Origin of the sequence: Streptomyces sp. NRRL WC-3605 (assembly GCF_001509795.1) — a bacterium.
GTDB classification, from domain to species: domain Bacteria; phylum Actinomycetota; class Actinomycetes; order Streptomycetales; family Streptomycetaceae; genus Streptomyces; species Streptomyces viridochromogenes.
Window position 1 is genome coordinate 388,073 of sequence record NZ_LLZN01000002.1, and the last position, 21,403, is coordinate 409,475.

15 protein-coding genes and 1 pseudogene are annotated in these 21,403 nt (G+C 74.8%); 9 read left to right on the forward strand and 7 right to left on the reverse strand.

Annotated features, from left to right (window positions below):
- Positions 1 to 78 precede the first annotated feature (78 nt).
- On the forward strand, positions 79 to 909 hold the full coding sequence (locus tag ADL34_RS03865) for an alpha/beta fold hydrolase (protein WP_062668104.1): 831 nt from the start codon (positions 79 to 81) through the stop codon (positions 907 to 909).
- Positions 910 to 999: 90 nt separating this feature from the next.
- Here ADL34_RS03865 and ADL34_RS34505 read toward each other — a convergent pair.
- Positions 1,000 to 1,845 (reverse strand): annotated as a pseudogene (locus tag ADL34_RS34505) (DMT family transporter); the annotation flags it as partial.
- Between ADL34_RS34505 and ADL34_RS03875 the strand changes: the two are divergent.
- The 5 genes from ADL34_RS03875 (at position 1,836) to ADL34_RS03895 (ending at position 10,955) form a co-directional block, all read left to right on the forward strand.
- Positions 1,836 to 3,329, forward strand: coding sequence for a PLP-dependent aminotransferase family protein (locus tag ADL34_RS03875; protein ID WP_062668105.1), 1,494 nt, complete (start codon positions 1,836 to 1,838; stop codon positions 3,327 to 3,329). The pseudogene ADL34_RS34505 and the gene ADL34_RS03875 overlap by 10 nt on opposite strands.
- 188 nt (positions 3,330 to 3,517) lie before the next feature.
- Positions 3,518 to 5,089, forward strand: a complete 1,572-nt coding sequence (locus ADL34_RS03880) for an alkaline phosphatase D family protein (RefSeq protein ID WP_062668106.1) — start codon at positions 3,518 to 3,520, stop codon at positions 5,087 to 5,089.
- Between the two features lie 242 nt (positions 5,090 to 5,331).
- Positions 5,332 to 6,738 (forward strand): SWIM zinc finger family protein, encoded by a 1,407-nt coding sequence (locus tag ADL34_RS03885; RefSeq protein WP_062668107.1) that lies wholly within the window; start codon positions 5,332 to 5,334, stop codon positions 6,736 to 6,738.
- Positions 6,735 to 9,389 (forward strand): DUF6493 family protein, encoded by a 2,655-nt coding sequence (locus ADL34_RS03890; protein WP_062668108.1) that lies wholly within the window; start codon positions 6,735 to 6,737, stop codon positions 9,387 to 9,389. The genes ADL34_RS03885 and ADL34_RS03890 overlap by 4 nt, the downstream gene beginning before the upstream one ends.
- Positions 9,390 to 9,509: 120 nt before the next feature.
- The gene (locus ADL34_RS03895; RefSeq protein WP_062668109.1) at positions 9,510 to 10,955 is read left to right on the forward strand and encodes a GNAT family N-acetyltransferase; all 1,446 of its coding nucleotides are present in this window, start codon (positions 9,510 to 9,512) and stop codon (positions 10,953 to 10,955) included.
- Between the two features lie 106 nt (positions 10,956 to 11,061).
- Here the strand turns inward: ADL34_RS03895 and ADL34_RS03900 are convergent, their stop codons facing one another.
- On the reverse strand, positions 11,062 to 12,279 hold the full coding sequence (locus ADL34_RS03900) for a trans-sulfuration enzyme family protein (protein WP_107115623.1): 1,218 nt from the start codon (positions 12,277 to 12,279) through the stop codon (positions 11,062 to 11,064).
- A 93-nt stretch (positions 12,280 to 12,372) separates the two neighbouring features.
- On the opposite strand from ADL34_RS03900, the gene ADL34_RS03905 reads away from it, so the two are divergent.
- Positions 12,373 to 12,864, forward strand: coding sequence for an Lrp/AsnC family transcriptional regulator (locus ADL34_RS03905; protein WP_062668111.1), 492 nt, complete (start codon positions 12,373 to 12,375; stop codon positions 12,862 to 12,864).
- Positions 12,865 to 12,942: 78 nt separating this feature from the next.
- Positions 12,943 to 14,631 (forward strand): DUF885 domain-containing protein, encoded by a 1,689-nt coding sequence (locus ADL34_RS03910; RefSeq protein WP_062668112.1) that lies wholly within the window; start codon positions 12,943 to 12,945, stop codon positions 14,629 to 14,631.
- A gap of 30 nt (positions 14,632 to 14,661) precedes the next feature.
- Here ADL34_RS03910 and ADL34_RS03915 read toward each other — a convergent pair whose 3' ends face one another.
- From ADL34_RS03915 to ADL34_RS03925, 3 genes are read right to left on the reverse strand one after another with little or no spacing between them, the layout of a single operon-like run.
- Positions 14,662 to 15,495: an SDR family oxidoreductase gene (locus ADL34_RS03915; RefSeq protein ID WP_062668113.1), complete on the reverse strand. Its 834-nt coding sequence runs from the start codon at positions 15,493 to 15,495 to the stop codon at positions 14,662 to 14,664.
- Positions 15,496 to 15,536: 41 nt separating this feature from the next.
- Positions 15,537 to 16,067: an immunity 21 family protein gene (locus tag ADL34_RS03920; RefSeq protein WP_062668114.1), complete on the reverse strand. Its 531-nt coding sequence runs from the start codon at positions 16,065 to 16,067 to the stop codon at positions 15,537 to 15,539.
- A 56-nt stretch (positions 16,068 to 16,123) separates the two neighbouring features.
- Complete coding sequence (locus ADL34_RS03925) at positions 16,124 to 16,606, reverse strand: rhodanese-like domain-containing protein (RefSeq protein ID WP_062668115.1); 483 nt, start codon at positions 16,604 to 16,606, stop codon at positions 16,124 to 16,126.
- 133 nt (positions 16,607 to 16,739) lie between these two features.
- Here ADL34_RS03925 and ADL34_RS03930 point away from each other — a divergent pair, with 133 nt between their 5' ends.
- Positions 16,740 to 17,186 (forward strand): Lrp/AsnC family transcriptional regulator, encoded by a 447-nt coding sequence (locus ADL34_RS03930; protein ID WP_062668116.1) that lies wholly within the window; start codon positions 16,740 to 16,742, stop codon positions 17,184 to 17,186.
- Here the strand turns inward: ADL34_RS03930 and ADL34_RS03935 are convergent.
- On the reverse strand, positions 17,180 to 20,200 hold the full coding sequence (locus tag ADL34_RS03935) for an AAA family ATPase (protein ID WP_062668117.1): 3,021 nt from the start codon (positions 20,198 to 20,200) through the stop codon (positions 17,180 to 17,182). The two genes, ADL34_RS03930 and ADL34_RS03935, sit on opposite strands and share 7 nt — an antisense overlap.
- Positions 20,197 to 21,360 carry an exonuclease SbcCD subunit D gene (locus ADL34_RS03940; RefSeq protein ID WP_062668118.1) on the reverse strand — a complete coding sequence of 388 codons (1,164 nt, stop codon included), beginning with the start codon at positions 21,358 to 21,360 and terminating at the stop codon, positions 20,197 to 20,199. The genes ADL34_RS03935 and ADL34_RS03940 overlap by 4 nt, the downstream gene beginning before the upstream one ends.
- Positions 21,361 to 21,403 lie beyond the last annotated feature (43 nt).

Consider the following 21,403-nt stretch of genomic DNA (forward strand, 5'->3'; position numbering starts at 1 on the left):
CGTCGGTAGCAATTGCTGACAAGCTGTCTACGGCCGTCCGTCGGCGTGTCCAGCCGGGTTCAGAGTAGGAGCACCGCCATGTCCGCCACCGTCTCCTTCCAGGTCGCGTCGCCCCTCGGGCCGCGCGACGTGACCGTCGACTACGCGCGCGTGGGACGCGGCGAACCGCTGCTCCTGCTGCACGGCATCGGTCACCACCGGCAGGTCTGGGACCCGGTGCTCGACATCCTCGCGACCGAGCGGGAGGTCATCACGGTGGACCTGCCCGGCTTCGGGGCCTCCCCCGGCCTGCCGGACGGACTCGCCTACGACCTGGCCACGACCACGGCCGTGTTCGGCGCCCTCTGCGAGGCCCTGGAGCTGGACCGCCCGCACGTCGCGGGCAACTCGCTGGGCGGCCTGATCGCCCTGGAGCTGGGCCGCGAGAAGCTCGCACGGTCCGTCACCGCCCTGTCCCCCGCCGGCTTCTGGTCCCCGGCGGAGCGGCGCTACGCCTTCGGCGTCCTGCTCGCCATGCGACACATCTCCCGGCGGATGCCGCTGCCGCTGGTCGAGCGGCTGTCCCGGTCGGCGGCCGGACGGGCGGCGCTGACCAGCACCATCTACGCCCGCCCGGGCCGCCGCTCACCGGAGGCCGTGGTCGCCGAGACGCTCGCGCTGGCCGGCGCCACGGGCTTCGACCAGACCCTGAGGTCCGGCGGGTCGGTCCAGTTCCTGGACGACCTCCCCGGCATCCCGGTGACCGTGGCCTGGGGCAGCCGGGACCGGCTGCTCATCCCCCGTCAGGGCGTGCGCGCCAAGCGGCTCATCCCCAAGGCGCGGCTCGTCCGGCTGCCCGGTTGCGGTCACTGCCCCATGAACGACGACCCGGCCCTGGTCGCGCGCGTCATCCTCGACGGCAGCCGCTGACCCGCGGCGCGGCCCGAGCGCGCCGGAGCCCAGGGCGACTCCGGCGCCGACCAGGGCGCTGCCGAGGGCCTGGACCGCGCCGTAGGAGCCGGTCCCGGCCAGCGGGGCGGTGCAGGCGGCGGCGACCGGGATGAGACCGGAGAAGAGCGTGGCCCGCTCGGCGCCGATGCGCTGCATGCCCATGTACCAGCACACGAACCCGACGACGGTGACTATCGCCGCCTGCCACAGCAGCGCGGCGGTCTCGGTCGCGTCGGGCCGGCGCAGCCACGCGGTGCCGTCCGCGAGCAGCCCGACCAGCGCGGCCTGGACGGCGGCGACCCCGCAGACCGTCGCGGACAGCAGACGCGGGCCGAGGGGCCGCAGCACGGGTACGGCGAGGACCGCGAAGCCCACCTCGCCGACCAGCGCACACACCGAGAAGGCGATGCCGGTGCCGTCCGTACGGCCCCACCCCTGCACGGTGAACGCGCCGACCGCGACGAGCGCCGCGCCGTACAGCACGGCGCGTTGCGGGCGGCGGCCGTCCAGGAACGGGACGAGGACGGCCACGGCCACGGGGGCGCAGCCGACGAAGACGCCGGGGACGGCGGGTTCCGCCGTACGTTCGGCGGCGAGGACGGCGAGGTTGAAACCGAGCATGCCGACGGCGGCGAGCACCCCGAGGCGCGCCCACTGGCGGACGGTGAGCGCGCGCAGCCGCGCGGCGGCGCCGCGCCCGGCGAGCGGGACCAGCAGCAGGCAGGCGAGCGCGTAGCGCAGGAACTGGCCGCCCGCGTAGGGGTAGTCGCCGAGCAGGCTGTTGGCGGTGAAGGATCCTCCGACGAGGACGCAGGCGAGCGCGGCGAGCAGCGCGCCGCGCGTGGTGGTGGCGTTCATGGCAGTGACGCTAGGAAGGGCGGCGGCCCGGTTTAAGGTCCACTTCCATGACGTCATCGGAGACCAATTCCGCGCGGGACACGGCCTGGGACGCCGGGTCGTCCGCCGCGGACGGTTCGCGGCGGGCGGGCTCCTCGGCCGCCTGGGAGGTCCTGCTGCCCGCGGTCGCGGCACCGCCACGCGCGCGTGGCCGGTCCCTGCGGGAGGCGCTGCGCGAGGCGGTGCGATCGGGACGGCTGGCTCCCGGCACGCGGCTGCCGTCGAGCCGGGACCTCGCCGCCGACCTCGGAGTGTCGCGCGGGCTGATCACCGAGGCGTACGAGCAGCTGACGGCGGAGGGGTATCTGCGCAGCGGCCGGGGGGCCGGGACCTGGGTGGGGGGTGCCGCGCGGTCGGCCCCGGCCCGCGCGCGGGACCTCGCGCCCCGCCCCGCCGGGGACCGGGCCGGCTTCGTGCCCGGGTCGCCGGACGTGTCGCTGTTCCCGCGGGCCGCGTGGGCGGCGGCCCAGCGCGCCGTCCTGACCGAACTCCCCCACGACGAGCTGGGATACCCGGACCCGCGTGGGCTGCCCCGGCTGCGCACGGCGCTGGCCGCGCTGTTGGCGCGCCGCCGGGGCGTGGTCGCCGATCCCGAGCGGATCGTGGTGCTGTCCGGGGTGTCGCAGGCGATGGCGGTGCTCGGCCTCGTGCTGCACGCGCGCGGTATCCGTGAGGTCGGTGTCGAGGACCCGGGAAGCCCGCAGCACGCCGCCCTGTACGCCGCCGCCGGGGTGCGGGCCGTGCCGCTGCCCCTGGACGACGAGGGCCCGGCGCCGGGCCCACTGCGGGCCTCGGGAGTGCGGTGCGTCGTCACGACACCCGCCCACCAGTTCCCGACCGGCATCGCCTGCTCCGCCCGCCGCCGGGCCGAACTGCTCGACTGGGCGCGGTCCGTCGACGGGTTCGTGCTCGAGGACGACTACGACGGCGACTTCCGCTACGACCGGGCGCCCGTCGGAGCGCTCCAGGGACTCGACCCGGAACGCGTCGCCTACGCCGGGTCGGTGAGCAAATCCCTCGCACCCGGGCTGCGGCTCGGCTGGCTCCTGGTGCCGGAGGCGCTGGCCGAGGAGGTCGTCGAGCGCAAACGGACCCTGGATCTCGGTCATCCCACGCTCGACCAGGCGGTGTTCGCGCGGTTCGTGGAGCGCGGCGACTACGACCGGCAGCTGCGGCGCTGCCAGCGGGCGTACCGGGAGCGCCGCGACACGCTCGTCGCGGCGCTCGACGAGCACTTCCCCGGCGCACGCGTCACCGGGATCGCGGCGGGGCTGCACGTCATCGCCGCGCTGCCCGAGCGGTACGGCCCCGAAGAACGGTTCCTCGCGCGCGTGGCGGCGGCCGGGGTCGCCGTACAGCCGCTGACGCACTGCACGCACGCCCGTGCCGGGGGCGGCGAGGAGGAGGCGGGAGTGCGCCTCGTGCTGGGGTACGCGCATCTGTCGCCGGCCCGGATACGGGCGGGGGTGCGGGTGATGGCGCAGGCGGTGGCGCCGCGCTGACGGGGAGGCGGCCGTTCCGAGGTTCGGTACGGCACCGGCCGGAATCGTGCGCCCGGCGTCCGTCCGGGGAGACGCCCGGTTCCCTCCCGGGCGGGGCCGGTTGTTCACTTGTGGTTTCCGTCGACGCCCAGGCGCACCAGTAGTTGTGGCTCTGCACACCGGCCGGATCACGCCCCTGGAGGCTTGCCATGTCCCTTCCGCTCCCGGACCGCCGCGGCGTTCTGCGCGGCTCGCTGGCCGCGTCGGCGGCCCTCACCCTGCCCACGGCCCTAGGCTCCGCACCGGCCTTCGCCCGGTCCGGGCGGCCCAGAGCGGGCTGGGGCGTACAGACGGGCGACGTGACGACGGACTCGGGTCTGGTGTGGGTGCGGTCGGACCGCCCGGCGCGGATGATCGTCGAGACCTCGGCCACCGAGTCGTTCCGCCGCACGCGTCGCTGGCACGGCCCGCTGCTGGGCGCCGGCACCGACTTCACCGGCACGACGCGGCTGCACGGCCTGCCCTCCGGGGAGCAGATCCACTACCGGGTGCTGCTCGCCGACCCCGACGACCCGCGCCGCACCGGCGAACCGGTCAGCGGCACGTTCCGTACGGCGTCCGCACGGCGCCGCGACGGGGTGCGGTTCCTGTGGTCGGGCGACCTGGCCGGGCAGGGCTGGGGCATCAACCCGGACTTCGGCGGCTACCGTGTCTACGACGCGATGGCGCGGCTCGATCCGGACTTCTTCCTGTGCAGCGGCGACAACATCTACGCCGACGGCCCGATCTCGTCGTCCGTCACGCTGCCCGACGGCCGTGTCTGGCGGAACGTCACCACCGAGGAGAAGTCCAAGGTGGCGGAGACGCTGACCGAGTTCCGCGGCGCCTTCCGCTACAACCTGCTCGACGTGAACCTGCGGCGGTTCAACGCACAGGTGCCCTCGATCGTCCAGTGGGACGACCACGAGGTGCTGAACAACTGGTACCCCGGTGAGATCCTCACCGACGCCCGCTACACGGAGAAGAACGTCGACGTCCTGGCCGCGCGGGCCCGGCGGGCCTTCTCCGAGTACTTCCCGGTGTCCACGCTGCGCCGCCCGTCGGGCCGCGTCCACCGGGTGGTGCACCACGGCCCGCTGCTCGACGTGTTCGTGCTCGACATGCGCAGTCACCGCAACGCCAACTCCCCCGGCGATCAGCCCACCGACCCCCAGGGCATCCTGGGCGCCGAGCAACTGACCTGGCTGAAGCGGGAACTGGCCCGCTCGCGGGCGGTGTGGAAGGTGATCGCCTCGGACATGCCGCTGGGTCTCGTGGTGCCGGACACCGGAGACGGCAGGCCGGACATCGAGGCCGTCGCGCAGGGTGATCCAGGGGCTCCGCTCGGGCGGGAGCTGCAGATCGCCGAACTGCTGCGGTTCATCAAGCACCGCCGGATCACGGGCACGGTGTGGCTGACCGCCGACGTGCACCACACCTCGGCGCAGCACTACCAGCCGTCGCGGGCCGCCTTCGGTGACTTCGAGCCGTTCTGGGAGTTCGTGTCCGGTCCGCTCAACGCGGGAGCCTTCCCGGCGAGCGCACTCGACGGCACCTTCGGCCCGGAGCGGGTCTTCGTGAAGGCGCCCACGGTGTCCAACGTCGGGCCGGCCGGCGGCTACCAGTTCTTCGGCGAGGTCGACATCGACGGCGGCAGCGGCGAACTGACCGTGCGGCTGCGCGAGTCGGACGGCACCGTGCTGTTCACCAAGGTCCTCCAGCCGGGCCGCGTCGGTCAGTGACTCCTCTACCCTGGAGGGCGTGTCGCGCGCCGGCGTCATCCCCCGGTGCGCGGCACGGCCGCCGGACGCGCGACACCGCCGGCACGGTGGCTCGCCGGACGCCGCGAGACCGCTGAGACGGTGGCTCGCCCGACGCGGCGAGACGGCTCAGGCGGCGGCTCACCCGACGCGGCGAGACCGCCGATCCGGGGCGTCCTCGCAGGTCGGCGCGATTGTCAGTGGTCGCCTCTACGGTCTTTCCCATGACGCGATCTCTCCAGGCCGTGGCCTATCGCCGACCCTCCGCGCTGCGCTCCGCGGCGGACGGACAGCACTTGGGACTCGAGACGTCCCGGGGTGCGACACCCTCCGGCGTCGAGGACCACCCGCGGTTCTTCACCGGCTTCCTGACGTCTCCTCAGGTGGCGTCCGCCGGGCTGCTCGCGGTGGCCGACGTGGCGGCCACCCGCTACTACCAGCGGCAGCTGGCCGCCTCCCTGGACCCGGTGGTGACGGGCAACGGAGACCGGCTGCGCTTCGAGTCCTTCTCCGGCTGCTGCGGGGTGTACGCACGCCTGGACGTGCTGGAACCGGGCCTCGACGGCGGCGAGGTGGGGCACGGCACCACCAACGTCGACGTCAACAACCCGTTGCGGGAGGCGCTGTCGCGGATCGGGGCGGACGATCCGCTCCATCTGCGGGTCGGTCCGGAGGAGTTGGCGGTGACGACGGTCGACGGCCCCGTCGTGGAGAAGAAGGTCCCCCTGCCGGACCGCTGGCTGCGCGGCTTCGCGGAGGCCCAGGTCCTGGCGGCCGGGTTCGATCTGCGTGCGGAGCTGCCCGCGGCCGAGGCGGTGCGGTTCCTGCGTTCGCTCCCGCGCGGCGGTGCCCGCGGCGCGTCGGGAGGAGCGCGCTGGGTCGTGCCCGCCGGGAAGAGCCTGCGGCCCACCACCCGTGCGGTGCCGGGGGCGGTGTGCCTGCCCGGCCCCGAGCGGCTGGTCACCCTCCAACGGGTGCTGCGGCACGCCACCGCGCTACGGGTGTACGGCCCCGCGCTCAGCGGCGGTTCGGGCGGCACGGCGAGCGCGTGGGAGGCGGTGCTCCCGGGGATGCGGCTCACCCTGACCCTGTCGCCCGACGCCGCGCGCGGTTTCTCCGGGGAGGGCGGCGTCCTGGACGCGCTCGCCACCGACGAGGCCGCCGAGGACGCGGAGCTGGTCGCGGTGCTCCTGGCATGGGAGCCCCGGATCGACGTGGCCGACCTGGCGGCCGCCTCCGGGCTCACGGCCGACCGGGTGCGGGCGGCGCTGGTCCGTCTCGGCACCTCGGGCCGGGTTGGCTACGACACGGCCGAGGCGGCGTACTTCCACCGGGAGCTGCCGTACGACGCCGAGCGGGCGGAGCGTCACAACCCGAGGCTGCGGGCGGCACGGGCCCTGGTCGCGGCCGGGGCGGTCACGCTCCAGGGCGATATCGGCACGGTGACGGCCGAGGACGGGCACGTGCACCGGGTGCGTGACGCGTCCGGGGTGCTCAGCTGCAGCTGTCTGTGGTGGGCCAAGTACCGGGGCGGGCGCGGGCCGTGCAAGCATGCGCTCGCGGTCCGGATGGTGCGGCGAGGCGCCTCCGTCGAGGAGCGCGGCATGGCGAAGGCCGGGGGTACACGATGAGTTCGCTGGTCGAAGCGGTACGGGCGGGGCGTTCGGCGGACGTGGTGAGCCTCCTCGACGGAATGACGGACGCCGAGCGGCGCGCCGCGTTCCCCGAGTTGCGGTCGCTGCGCAAGGAGCTGCGGGCCGATCCGTGGACCGCTCAGGCGCGCCGCGTCTATCCGGCTCTTCACGCGGCGGGGGCTGCGTGCCAGACCGGGGCCGCCGCGGTGGCCTCCTGGATCGCCGCCTCCGACATGCGCTGGTGGTCCGCGTCCCCCGGAGTGCTGATCGACCTGCTGGGTGACCGCTCCCCCGCCTGGCTCGCCGATGTGGCGCACCGCCTGGCCGCCCGACCCCTCACTTCCCGGGTGCCGTACGAGCTGATGGCGGGTCTGGTCCGGTTGTCCGGGTGCCCGGTGCCGACGACCGAGGCGTATGTGCACGGCTGGGTGGATCACATCGGTCATGTCTGGCAGCGCGGCGACACGATCCTGGACCGGCTGCGCAAGGACCCGCATCTGACGCAGCTGGTGGCCGCGCTGTTCGAGACGGCCGACATCGGGAACCGGCTCTCCTGGGCGTCGGACGGGGGCGAGAACGGCTGGAGCGGAGCGCTCGCCCGGCTCACCGCCGAGGGGACGCTGGACCGAAGGGCGACGGTCGACGCCTGTGTGGCCCGGCTGCTGCGGGGCGGGCCGGCCGCCGATCACCGGGTGTTCCTGGGCGTGCTGCAGGCGTTCGCGCTGACGCGTGACGAGGAGCGGGACCGCGTCGCCGACTGGCTGGCCCTGGCCTCCGACGGGCCGTCCGTGGTGGCCGCGCACGCACAGTCGGTGCTGGCGTCGCTGGCCCTGGACGGCGAGTTGCCCGCGCGCCGGCTGGCCGAGATGTCGGGTGCCGTGCTGTTCCGCACCGAGAAGAAGCTGGTACGCGCCCAGTTGATCCTGCTCGGCAAGGTACTGGCCCGTGACGCGTCGTCGGCCGGCGAGCTGCTGCCCGCCGCCGCCCAGGCGTTCGGGCACGAGGACTCCGAGGTGCAGGAACGGGCGCTGAAGCTGGTCGAGCGGCACCGGCGGACGATCGGCACGGACGTGGTCCGCGGCGAACTGCGGTCGGCGGCCGAGCAGTTGATCCCCACGCTGCGCAAGCGGGCCGCCGACGTCCTGGGAGTCGCCCTCGACGCGCCGGAGCCGCTCGCCTACGAGGAGGTGCTGCCACCCGCGCCGCAGCCGGTCCGGCTGGAGCCGGCGCCCGCGTCGGCGACGGAACTCGCCGAGGAGGTGGGGGTGCTGCTGGCGTCCGGCGGCGACGTGGCCGCGTTCGAGCGGACCGTCGACGGGCTGGTGCGCGAGACGCACCGGGACCGGGAGGGGCTGCTGGAGGCGCTGGCGCCGCTGTTGGCCCAGCGCTGGTGGTACCAGCCGGATACGGTGCGCCATCCGGTCGAGTCCTCGTTCACCGGCCCCTACGGGCTGGTCGGTCCGTCGCACGCGCTGGAGCTCCTCCTGGCCGCAGTGGCCGGCGCGATCCCCACCGCCGCCCTCCGCAGTGCCGTCGCCCTGAGGACCGCGAGTGACCAGTGCGGCCACGCCCCGCTCATCCGGGCCTTCGAGACCCGGATCTGGGAGCTGGCCTTCCGGATCCGCACCGAGCCCCTGCCGTTCCTCCTCTCCACGCCGACCTGGAGCACGGGACTGCTGGAGCCGGAGGACCTGGTGACACGTCTCGAGGAGTACCGGCGTCTCGGGGCGCGGGTGTCGCGGGCCGACTTCGCGCAGGCGCTGCTCCGGGTCCGGCGCGGCGACCGGAAGCGGGCCGGCGCGGCGGCGGAGCGGGCGGCCGCTCTGGGTACGGCCGAGGGGACACGGCTGGCCGAGTGGCTGGCCTCGGCACCCCCTACGCCGATGGTGAGGCGCCGGACGTCGCAGGACCGTGTCCTGGTGGAGGCGGACGGGATACCCGAGTTCCTGGACGGTCTCCCGGACGGATTCCGCACGCTGGGCCTGCCGGTGAGCGGCGACGCGGCACGCTGGTCCTGCTACCACTGGCACGACGGCGTGCGCCCGCACTGGCTCGCGGCGCTTCCCGAGGCGCGGGAGCTGGTGGCGGTCCGGATGCTGCGCGACGTCTCGTTCACGGCGATCCACGACAGCCGCGGAGAGGCGGCGATCCTGCCGCTGCTCGCCGAGTCGGACGGGGAGGCCGGTGCGGCGGTGCGGCTCGCCGTGGCGCACGGGCTCGGCGCACGGCATCCCGAGGACCGCCTGGCGTCGGTCGACGCCCTGCTGGTGCTGGCGTCGCGCGGGCAACTGGACGCGGCCGGACTGGGCGCGGACCTCGGCGACCTCGCCCGGCGTGGGGTCGTGAAGCCGTCGCGGCTCGTCGACTCGATACGCACGGCGATGTCCACGGGCGCGTACGGCACCGTCTGGGACACGTTGCGGCACACCCTGCCGGTGCTCCTGGCGGATCTGGCGACGGGCACGGCGACGACTCCGGCGCGAGGGCTCGCGGATCTGCTGGCCGCCGCCGCGGAGTGCGCCGAGCGGACCGGAGCGCGCGGGGAGGTGGCGCATCTGGCGCACACCGCGGACCGGCGGGGGTCGTCCCGGCTGGTCGAACAGGCGCGAAGGCTGCGCACGGCGCTGGAGACCGAGCCGGCCGCGTGAACTCCCGCCGCGGAACAGTTACTTGACAAGAGAATAGTAGAAGAAGGGACAAAGTGGGTCTTTACCGCCCGGTCACAAAACGTTCGTGATCACGCAACACCGTTCCTTCACAGTGGCTGCATGAGCCGAGACATATGTGATGTGACACGAGCGAAGAACGGCCGCCCGGTCCACGCCGGGCGGCGCGACGCCGTACGCCTGGCCGCCCTGCTGACGACGGCGGCTGTGACCGGCGTCGTGACCCATCTGCTGGAACACGGGTCCGACGCCTGGCCCCTCCCCCTCTCCGCGGCGCTGTCGGCCCTCGCGGCGACGCTGCTGGTGGCGTCGGGCGTCCGCGCACGGTGGACACGCCGCCACGGCCACGCACCCCCTGCGAGCGATACCGGTGCCCGGCCGCGCTCACCCGAGCGCGCCGGGCGGTCCGAGCCGGACACCCACCCGGCCGAGGCCGTGACGCGGCGGCGCGCGCAGAGCGTGCTGTGGCGGATGCGGACGACGGTGAAGGACGAGCCGGGCTCCCTGGCCGCGCTGTGCACGGCACTCGCTCGGCTCGGCGTGGACATCCTCAGCCTCCAGACGCATCCGCTGGCCGAGGGCACGGTGGACGAGTTCCTGCTGCGGGCGCCGGGCGATGTGGACGGGGACGGTGTGGTCGGCGCGGTCGCGGCGGCCGGTGGCACCCGTGCCTGGATCGAACGGGCCGACACCCACGACCTGGTCGACGCGCCGACCCGCGTCCTGGGCCTCGCGACCCGGACCGCGCTGGACGCGGCGGAACTGCCACTGGCGTTGCGGCAGTTGCTGGGTCGGTGCACCATCCGTCAGCTGCCCGGCACACCCGTCATGGGAGGCCGGGGGCCATCGCCGGTGCCCGTGGAGGGCGTGCTGGAGGAGACCGTGATGCGGCTGCGGGCGCCGGAGGGCGGGGTGATCACGGTGGAGCGTCCGTATCTGCCGTTCACGCCGACCGAGTTCGCGCGGGCGCGCGCGCTGGTGGAGCTGGACGCCCGGCTCGGCCCGCGCGTCCCGGCCGGCCACGACGTCCTGACGCTCCCCGAGGGGGGCGCGATCTCCGTGCGCCGGGCCGACAACGGCGACCTCCAGGCGGCCAGGGAGATGCACGAGCGCTGCTCGGCCCGGACGCTCTCGATGCGCTACCACGGTCCGGTCGGGGACGCGGACCGCTATCTGAACCATCTGCTGAGCCCCCGCTACGGCCGCACCCTCGCCGTGCGGACGGCCTCCGGCCGCATCGTCGGCCTCGGCCACCTGCTCTGGGACGGCGACGAGACGGAGGTCGCGCTGCTCGTCGAGGACGCCTGGCAGCAGCGCGGCATCGGCGGTGAGCTGCTGGCCCGGCTGGTGGCGATGGCCGTCGAGGCGGGCTGCGAGAGCGTCTACGCGGTGACCCAGGCGTCCAACACCGGCATGGTCGCGGCGATGCGCTCTCTGGGCCTGCCCCTCGACTACCAGATCGAGGAGGGCACGCTGGTGATCACCGCCCGGCTGGAGGCACCGCGCCCGGCCGCCCCGCACCTGTCGGGCACCGGGGACCTCGGCTAGGCCGTGCACCGAAGGGACATGGGCGCCCTGACGCGTCGGTGAGCAAACCGGTACGGGCCCCGCTCTCCCCCCGTCAGGACGACGAGAGCGGGGCCCGTGCCGGGGTTCAGTGGGCGCCGGCCGGTTCCGGCCTGCCGGCCGCCCCTTCGTCGGCGGACCTGCCGGCGGCGCGAACGGACACCCCGCCCAGCGCCTGGTCCAGGTCGGCCCACAGGTCGTCGACGTCCTCCAGGCCCACGGACATCCGCAGCAGCCGGTCGCTCACACCGGCGCCCCGGCGGTCGTCCGCGTCGACGATGCGGTGGCTGATGGACGCCGGGTGCTGGATGAGGGTGTCCACGCTGCCGAGGCTCACGGCCGGGGTGACCAGGCGGACGCCGGCGATGACCTCGTGCGGGTCGCCCTTCACCTCGAAGGCGACCATGGCACCGCCGATGCCCGGGTAGTGGACCCGGGCGACGCGCGGGTCGGCGGACAGCCGGCGGGCCAGTTCGGCGGCGCTCTCGGACGCGGCGCGGACCCGCACCGGGAGGGTGGCGAGGCCGCGCAGCAGCAGGTAGCCGGCGAGCGGGTGCAGGACGCCGCCGGTGGCGAAGCGAACCTGCCGCAGCCGTCCGGCGAGCTCCTCGTCGCAGGCCACGACCCCCGCCATCACGTCACCGTGGCCGCCGAGGTACTTGGTGGCGCTGTGCAGCACCAGCCGCGCGCCGTGCTCGGCGGGACGCTGCAGGACGGGCGTGGCGAACGTGTTGTCGACGAGCAGCGGCACCGAGCCGCAGGCGTGGGCGACGGCCCGCAGATCGACCTCGGCCAGCGTCGGGTTGGCAGGGGTCTCCACCATCACCAGACCGGTGTCCGGGCGCAGCGCGTCCGCGATGCCCGCGGGGTCGGTCCAGGTCACCTCGGAGCCGAGCAGCCCGGCGGTCAGGAGGTGGTCGCTGCAGCCGTACAGCGGGCGTACGGCGACGACGTGCCGCAGGCCCATGGAGGCCCGCACGAGGAGCACCGCGCTCAGGGCCGCCATGCCGCTGGCGAAGGCGACCGCCGCGTCGGTCCCCTCCAGCTTGGCGAGGGCGGTCTCGAAGCGGGCGACGGTCGGGTTGCCGAGGCGGCCGTAGACGGGCGGTCCGTCCGGCTCGGCTCCGGTGGCCGCGAAGGCGTCGATGCGGGCGGCCTCCGCGCGGCTGTCGTAGGACGGGTAGGTGGTGGACAGATCGATCGGCGGGGCGTGCAGGCCCTGCCGGGCGAGGTCGTCGCGGCCGGCGTGCACGGCCTCGGTGGCGAGTGCTCTTGCTGCGGTGCGTGCGTCGTCGTACCCGGACATCCGCTCGTACGCCTCCCTGCTCGAAGGGTCCATGAGCGGAAGGGTGAACAGTGACCGGATACATGCGGTCGAATCCCGTGTTACGTTCGGCCAATGGCGGAATCTGTCGTACTCGATCCGGTCGACCTGCATCTGCTGCGGCTTCTGCAGAACGACGCCCGGGCCACCTACCGGGACCTCGCCGCGCAGGTCGGGGTGGCGCCGTCGACGTGCCTGGACCGGGTGACGCGACTGCGCCGCTCGGGCGTGATCCTCGGCCACCAGCTCCGGCTGGACCCCGCCAAGCTGGGCCGTGGTCTGGAGGCCCTGCTGTCCGTGCAGGTCCGGCCGCACCGACGGGAGCTGGTGGGCCCGTTCGTGGAGCGCATCCGGGCGCTGCCGGAGTCCCGGAGCGTCTTCCACCTGACGGGACCGGACGACTACCTCGTGCATGTCGCGGTCGCGGACATGACGGATCTGCAGCGCCTGGTCCTCGACGAGTTCACCGCGCACCGCGAGGTGGCGCGCGTGGAGACACGGCTGATCTTCCAGCAGTGGGACTGCGGGCCGCTGCTGCCACCCGGCGCGCCGAGGGGCACGCCCTGAGCGAAATCGGGCCGGTGGCGGGCGCCGCCGACCCGATCCGGGCTGACGCGGGGGCGGCCGCCGTACGAGGATGGCGGCATGTCCGACACCAAAACTCCACTGCCCCGTGAGGTCGCCGACGCGTACGTCGACGAGCTCATCGCCCTCGACCCGCTCACCGGTACCTACCTGGGCGTGAAGGAGAGCAGCAGCAGGCTGCCCGACCTGTCCCCGGCCGGCCAGGAGGCGCTCGCCCGGCTTCAGCGCGCCACGCTCGCGCGACTCGACGAGGCCGAGCGCGGGCCCGGCGCGGACAGCGACATCGAGCGCCGGTGCGCGCGGCTGCTGCGTGAACGGCTCACCGCGGAGCTGGCCGTGCACGACGCCGACGAGGGTCTGCGCGCCGTCGGCAACATGGCCACGCCCGCCCACTCGGTGCGCGAGATCTTCACGGTGACGCCGAGCGAGACCGACGAGGACTGGGCGGCGATCGCCGAGCGGCTGCGCGCGGTACCGGCGGCCTACGCGGGCTACCGGGAGTCACTGGCGCTGGGCCTGGAGCGGAAGCTGTACGCGGCGCCCCGGCCGGCCGCCACGTTCGTGGAGCAGCTCACCGAGTGGGCGGGCCCGGAGGGCGGACGCGGCTGGTTCGAGGACTTCGCCGCCGCCGGACCCGAGGCGCTGCGCGCGGAGCTGGACGAGGCGGCGCGGGCGGCGACGGCGGCCGTGGCGGAGCTGCGCGACTGGATGCGGGACGTGTACACCCCGGCGATCGAGGGCGCGCCGAACACGGTGGGCCGTGAGCGCTATGCCCGCTGGGCGCGCTACTTCAACGGCATCGACCTGGACCTGGACGAGGCGTACGCGTACGGGTGGTCGGAGTACCACCGGCTGCTCGGCGAGATGAAGAAGGAGGCCGAGCGCATCCTGCCGGGGGCGTCGACCCCGTGGGTGGCGCTGGCGCACCTCGACGAGCACGGCCGGCACATCGAGGGCGTCGACGAGGTCCGGGACTGGCTGCAGGGCCTGATGGACGAGGCCATCGAGAAGCTGGACGGCACGCACTTCGAACTCGCCGAGCCGGTAAGGAAGGTGGAGTCGTGCATCGCCCCGCCCGGCGGCGCGGCGGCCCCGTACTACACCTCTCCGTCGGAGGACTTCTCCCGGCCGGGGCGCACCTGGCTGCCGACGATGGGCCAGACCCGTTTCCCGGTCTACGACCTGGTCTCGACCTGGTACCACGAGGGGGTGCCCGGCCATCACCTCCAGCTGGCGCAGTGGGTGTACGTCGCCGGGAACCTCTCCCGCTACCAGGCCACCATCGGTCTGGTCAGCGCGAACGCCGAGGGCTGGGCGCTGTACGCGGAGCGGCTGATGGACGAGCTGGGCTTCCTCACGGACCCGGAGCACCGGCTCGGCTACCTGGACGCGCAGATGATGCGGGCCGCGCGGGTCATCGTGGACATCGGCATGCATCTGGAGCTGGAGATCCCGGCGGACTCGCCGTTCCACCCGGGTGAGCGCTGGACGCCCGACCTGGCGCAGGAGTTCTTCGGCGCGCACAGCAGCCGTCCGGCGGACTTCGTGGAGAGCGAGCTGACCCGGTACCTGACCATCCCGGGCCAGGCCATCGGCTACAAGCTGGGCGAACGGGCGTGGCTGCAGGGCCGGGAGAAGGCGCGGCAGCGGCACGGCGACGCCTTCGACCTCAAGGCGTGGCACATGGCGGCCCTGTCCCAGGGTTCGCTGGGCCTGGACGACTTGGTGGACGAGCTGGCCGCGCTGTAGGGAATCGTCAGACATCCCCAGGGCCGGGGGTCAACGGCGGAAGCCGCCCTCGGAGTTGATGACCTCGCCGGTGATCCAGCCCGCCTCGTCCGTGGTGAGCCACGCGATGAGGCGGGCCGGGTCGTCGGGCATCCCCCACCGCCCGGCGGGGAAGCGGGCCGCGACGGCGTCGTACGCGTCACCGGTGAGGTAGCCGGTGTCGACGGGGCCGGGGTTGACGGTGTTCACCGTGATCCCGCGCGCGGCGAGCGGGGCGGCCAGGGAGCGGGTGATGGAGGCGAGGGCGCCTTTCTGCAGGGCGTAGGCGATCTCGCCGGGCATGCCGCCCGCCATGTCCTGCCCGGAGGTCATCATGACGACGCGTCCACCGGGAGCCGCCGGCCGGAGCCGGGCGTGGGCCTGGACGAGGAGGAGCACGGAGCGGGTGTCGACCGCCCAGTGCGCGTCGAGCATCGCGGCGTCGATCTCGTCGAGCGTGCCGTCGCTGCCGCTGAGGGCGTGGTTGGCGACGAGGATGTCGAGGCGTCCGCCGAGCGCCGAGGCGGCCGTGGCGACGAGTTCGGCGGGCGCGCCCGGGTCGGAGAGGTCGCCGGGTCCGGCCTCGACCCGTGCGCCGGGGTCGCCGAGCGCCTCGCGCACGGACGTCACGACGTCCTCGGGGCGGTCGGCGCCCCAGGGCATCGCGGCGTCGTGCGGGACGTGGTGGTGCAGATAGACGCTCGCGCCGAGGGCGGCGAGCCGGCGGGCGACGGCGTGCCCGATGCCGCCGCGCCGGCTGGCGCCGGTCACCAGGGCGGTGCGGCCGCGCAACGGCAGCGGGTCACGGCGCAGTTCGTCGGGGTCGGGGTGCGGGAGTCGCGACATGACAGATCATCATGCGGGCCGCCGCCGGGCCGCGCACCTGCTTATCGCACGGAGTTCCCCTGCGGCAGCCTCCGCAGCTCGACCAGGATCATCCAGGTCTCGGGGCCGGGGCGGGCGTGCGCGGCGCGGACCGCGTAGGTGCCCGGGGTGAGGCCGACCCGCAGATGCTCGGTCCGTTCCGTCTCCCGTCCCGGCCAGGCCGAGTCGAACAGCACCACCGGGCCGGGCACCTTCCAGTGGACCTCGCGCCCCCAGTCCGCCGTGGCCAGGGCGGACGGGATCCCGGCGAGCAGGGCCGCCTCGGAGTCCGCCGCGCACCACCGGACGAAGACGCCGTGGTCCGGGAGGTAGGCGGTGGACGCGGGTTCGTCGCCGAGGACCAGTGCCGCGCCGTCCCCGACCGGGAGGAGGCCGACGGGGGCGTCGACCTCGCAGGCCCGGTCGTAGTCCGAGGCGGTCTCGTCGCCGTCGGCGCCGGCCCAGAACGGAAGCACCGTCTCCGGCACGGCTATCAGCGGGCCTCCGCCCGACTCGATCCACTCCAGCGTTCCCGGTTCCGCGAAAGTCACCATGCCAGCAGAACCTACACGCAGGGCGCCGGCTCGGCGCACGGTGTCCAACTGGCTTTTCAGCAACCGCAGTTCCCGTCGCCCGAGGGCGCGGTGAGCGGGTCGGCGGGCCTGTGTTCCCGGCCCTGCCAGGTCTCGTACTCGAAGCCCTCGCGCACCCAGTACTCGAACCCGCCGAGCATCTCCTTGACCCGGTAACCGAGTTCGGCAAGGGCCAGCGCGGCGCGGGTCGCGCCGTTGCAGCCGGGGCCCCAGCAGTACGTCACCACGGGCACGGACGGGTCGAGGAGGTCCCCGGCCTGCTCGGGGATCAGCGCGGTGGGCAGGTGCACGGCGCCCGGGACGTGCCCCTGGTCCCAGGACTCCGTGGACCGGGAGTCGACGACGACGAACCCGGGGTCGGTGCCGGCGGCGAGCGCGGCGGCGACGTCGGACACGTCCGCGTGGAAGGCGAGGCTCGCCCTGAAGTGGGCGGCGGCCTCGGCGGGCGCGGCGGGGGCGACGCGCAGGACGGGGTTCACGGCGGGGACGGCGGCGGTCATGGTCGTGCCCTTCGGACGGATCGGCGGCCTTGATCGGATGCTCGAGAATCTACGGAAGCCGGCCGCCCCCCTGAAGGTCCGTTCCCCGGCACCTCGCTTGATCCACCGGTGAATCCCCTGCTATTCCTCCCCCATGACCGCGTATTCCCCGGACGCCACCGACTGGCGCATCCTCGACGTCCTCCAGCGGGACGGCCGCGCCAGCTACGCCGACCTGGCCCGTGCCGTCTCCATGTCCGCGAGCGCGGTCACCGAGCGGGTGCGCCGCCTGGAGGAGGCGGGCGTCATCCAGGGGTACGCCGCCGTCGTCGACCCCGAGCGGCTGGGGCTGCCGATCCTCGCCTTCGTCCGCCTGCGCTACCCGCACGGCAACTACAAGCCTTTCCACGACCTGGTCGCCGCGACCCCGGAGGTCCTGGAGGCGCACCACGTCACGGGCGACGACTGCTTCGTCATCAAGGTCGTGGCCCGCTCCATGCGGCACCTCGAGGAGGTCTCGGGCCGGATCGGCGCCCTGGGTTCGGTGACGACGAGCGTGGTGTACTCCTCGCCGCTGCCGCGCCGCCCGGTCGGTCAGTGACCCCGCTGCCGCAGCACCGACCCCGTCCGGTCCTTGACGACCTCCAGCTGGGCGTGGACGCGGCGGCGCAGGTCGGCGACATGGCTGACGATGCCGACGCTGCGGTCGCGTTCGCGCAGGGAGTCGAGGACGTCCAGGACCTCGTCGAGGGTCTGGTCGTCGAGGCTGCCGAAGCCCTCGTCGATGAAGAGGGTGTCGAGGCGCACCCCGCCCGCCTCGTCGGTGACGACGTCGGCGAGGCCGAGGGCGAGCGCGAGGGAGGCGAAGAAGGTCTCGCCGCCCGACAGGGTCGCCGTGTCGCGTTCCCGGCCGGTCCAGGCGTCCACGACGTGCAGGCCGAGACCGCTGCGGCCGCGGCCGGTGCGGTCGTCGGAGTGGACGAGGGTGTAGCGGCCGGACGACATCCGCTGGAGCCGCACGGTCGCGGCGTCTGCGACCTGCTCCAGTCGGGCGGCGAGCACGTACGACTCCAGCCGCATCCGGCGTTCGTTGTCCGCGGAGGTGCCGGCGGTGAGGGCGGCGAGGCGCGCCACCCGTTCGTACTCCGTGCGCAGCGGGGCGAGTTGGCGTACCGCGCTCGCCGCGCGCGTGGAGAGCCGGTCGAGTTCGGTGCAGCGGCGGGCGGCCGCGTCCCGGGCGGAGGCCGCCTCGCGGGTGCGCCGGGCCGCGGCCTCGGCGGCGCTCTCCGCCGCCGCCAGGTCCGCTGCGGGGCGCCGGGCGGCGGCCACGGTGTCGGCCTCCGCGAGGACCGCGCGGACAGCCGACTCCTCGGACTGCCAGGCGTCCAGGCGCCGTTGCAGTTCGCGGTGGGTCGCGTCGTCGAGCAGGGCGGCGGCCGCTTCCTGCGGGGTGTCGAAGCCGGCCCGGAAGGCGGCGTCGGCCAGCCGGGCGTCGGCGTCCTTGAGGCGCCGGGCGGTGTCCTCGGCGGCGCGCGCGGTGTCGGCGGCGTCGGTGAGGAGCGCCACCTGCCGCTCCAGCTGGGTGGCGCGCGCGGCCACGCTGGTCGCGGTGCCGCGGGCCTGCGTCAGCTCCGCCTCCAGGCCGGTCTGCTCGCGGTCCAGCCGCTCGCGGTGCCCGACGCGGGCCGCCGCACGGACGGCCGCCTGCTGCTGGGCCGCGGTGCGCCGCTCGTGCTCCGCCTCGGCGCGGCGCAGTTCCTCGTGCCCCGCGTGCAGCGCGGAGGCGTCCCTGCGGGCCAGGGCGTACTGCCGTTCCACTTCGTCGGCGGCTTCGGCCAGGCGGTCGGTCGGCAGGTCGCCGGCCTCGGCGGTGGCGGCGGCCAGCGCCTCGCGTACGGTGCCGAGGTGCTGCTCGGCCTCGGCGAGCCGCTCCTCCGCGTCCCGGGTGGCGGCCAGCGCGCGTTCCTCGGCCTCGCGGTCGACGTGGCCGGCGTCCTTGCGGGCGGGCGCGGGGTGTTCGGTGGCGCCGCACACGGCGCATGCCTCGCCGTCCCGCAGCTGGGCCGCCAGTTCGGCGGCGATGCCGCTGAGGCGGCGCTCCCTGACGTCCAGCCAGTGCGCCTTGGCGGTCAGGGCCTGCTCCTGGGCCCGGGCGGCACGGGCGGCGGCCGTCTCCGTGTCGTCGGCCAGCTGGTCGCGCAGGCGGGCGGCGGCGAGCCGCTGCCGGGCGGGTTCGCGTTGCGCGGCGAGCTGGTCGGCGCGGTGCGCGGCCTCCTGGGCGGTCTCGATCGCCGACTGGAGGCGGGTCCGGGTCTCCTCCCAGCCGGCCAGCCAGGTCTCCGCCTCGGCCCGGACGTCGTCGTCGGCCCGCTCCTGGCGGTCCAGTCCGGCGCGTTCGGCGACGAGTTCGGCCAGCCGGCGCTCGCCGCGGCGAGCCGACTCCAGGCCGCCCAGTTCCTCGGCGGCCCGGCGTGCCGCGCCGGCGAATCCGGCCGCGCCGCCGTCGTCGAACGCGGTCCGCAGGTGGGCGTCGCCGCCGAGGGCGTCCCGCAGCAGGTCACGCGCGTGGGCCTGCGCGGCGGCCGCCCTGCGGTGCTCGGCGTCGGCGGCGTCGCGCAGCTGGAGCGCCGGTGCCACCGCCTCGGCCTTGCGGCCCCGCTCCATGCGGGCCCGCGCCTCGCGGTGCGCGTCCGCCCGTGCCTCGAGGGCCCGGGCGCGCTCCTGTGCCTCGGCGAACCGCCGTTGCAGCCGCGCCACTTCGCGTACGTCGGACAGGGCGCGGTCGGCGTCGGCCTGCGCGGCCTCGGCGGCCTTCAGGCCGCACTGGGCGACGGTGAGTGCCTCGCGGGCGGTGCTGCGGGCGACGGCCGCGGCTCCGAGGACCGCCTCGGCGAGGCCGGGTTCACCGGGGGTGAGGTGGGGCAGCTCCATGGCGTCCCCGGCCGCCTGCTGCATGCGGTGGGCGTCGGCCAGCAGTGCGGCGTCGCCGTCGCGGACGCGGGTCTCGGTGGTGCGGCGCCGTTCGGCGAGGCGCTTCTCGACCTCGGCGAAGCGGTGGGTGTCGAAGAGGCGGCCCAGCAGTCTGCCGCGCGCCTCGGCGTCGGCGCGCAGGAAGCGGGCGAAGTCGCCCTGCGGCAGGAGCACGACCTGGCAGAACTGCTCGCGGCTCATGCCGAGCAGCTGGGCGATCTCCTCGCCGATCTCCTGGTGGGAGCGGCTGAGGTCCTTCCAGGTCCCCGCGCGGGGGTCGTACTCGCGCAGCCAGGTCTGGGCCTTGTCGAGCGTGGTGCCCGAGCCGCGCTTCTTCGGGCGCTCCCACGGGGGCTGGCGGGTGATCTCCAGGCGGCGTCCGGCGACGGTGAGCTCGAGACGGACCTCGGTGCGGGTGCCGGCCGCCGCGTGGTCGCTGCGCAGGGTCAGGCCCTGGCCGCTCTGCCGGGCGCCCGGTACGGAGCCGTAGAGCGCGTAGCAGACGGCGTCCAGGACGGAGGTCTTGCCGGCGCCGGTCGGTCCGTGCAGCAGGAACAGGCCGGCGTGGGACAGCGCGTCGAAGTCGACGGTCTGGGTGCCGCCGAAGGGCCCGAAGGCCGTCAGGTCCAGGCGGTGGAGCCTCACCGGGCCACCTCCCGCACAGCCTCGTCCGCGCGCACGGCGTCGAACGCGTCGCGCAGCACGGCCTGTTCGTCCGGGTCGGGCCCGGTGCCGCGCACATGGGCCACGAAGTCCTCCGCGATCTCCTGGTCTCCGCGTCCGGCCAGCCGTCGCGCGTAGGACACCGCGGGCTCGCCGGGTGTCCGCTCGGGGTCGAAGACGAGGCTGAGCGTGTGCGGGAAGCGTTCGCTCAGGCGGGCCATGGGGTCGGCGGGGCGTACCGCGTCGGTGAGGGTCGCCTCGATCCAGGAGTCCTCGTGCCCGCGCAGGGCCGGGTCGGCGAGCAGGTCCTCGAGCGTCCCCCGGATCCGGGCCAGCGGACGCGGCACGGGGCAGTCGATCCGCTCGGCCGTGACGGCCCCGGCCGCGTCCAGGTCGACGAGCCACATGCTCTTGCGGTGGCCGGCCTCGGAGAACGAGTACGGCAGCGGGGAGCCCGAGTAGCGGACGCGCTCGGAGAGGGTCTGGCAGCCGTGCAGGTGCCCGAGGGCCACGTAGTCGACGCCGTCGAAGACGCCTGCGGGCACCGCGGCCACGCCGCCGACGGTGATGTCCCGCTCGCTGTCGCTGGGCTCGCCGCCGGTGACGAAGGCGTGGGCGAGGACGACGGAACGGGTGCCGGGCGCGCGCGTGGCGAGGTCGGCGCGGACCTGGCGCATGGCGGCGGCGAGGACGGCCTCGTGCCCGGCCTTCTCGACGCCGAAGCCGTCCTTGACCAGAGCGGGTTCCAGATAGGGCAGCCCGTAGAAGGCGACGTCGCCGAAGTCGTCCGTCAGGACGACGGGGGTGGCGCAGGTCGCCGGATCGGTGCGCAGATGGATCCCGGCGCGGCCCATGAGTCCGGCGCCGACGCCGAGGCGGCGCGCGGAGTCGTGGTTGCCGGAGATCATCACCGTGGGCACGCCGAGGTCGGCGAGGCGGTGCAGGGCGTCGTCGAACAGCTCGACCGCGGCGAGCGGCGGCACCGCCCGGTCGTACACGTCCCCCGACACGAGCACCGCGTCGACCTCGCGTTCGCGCGCGGTCGTGACGAGGTGCCTGATGAACTCGGCCTGGGCGCCGAGCATGTTGACCCGGTGGAACGCGCGGCCGAGGTGCCAGTCGGAGGTGTGCAGCAGTCTCATGATCCCCCGAGCCTATCGGCCGGGTCCGACAACGCAGGCGGTT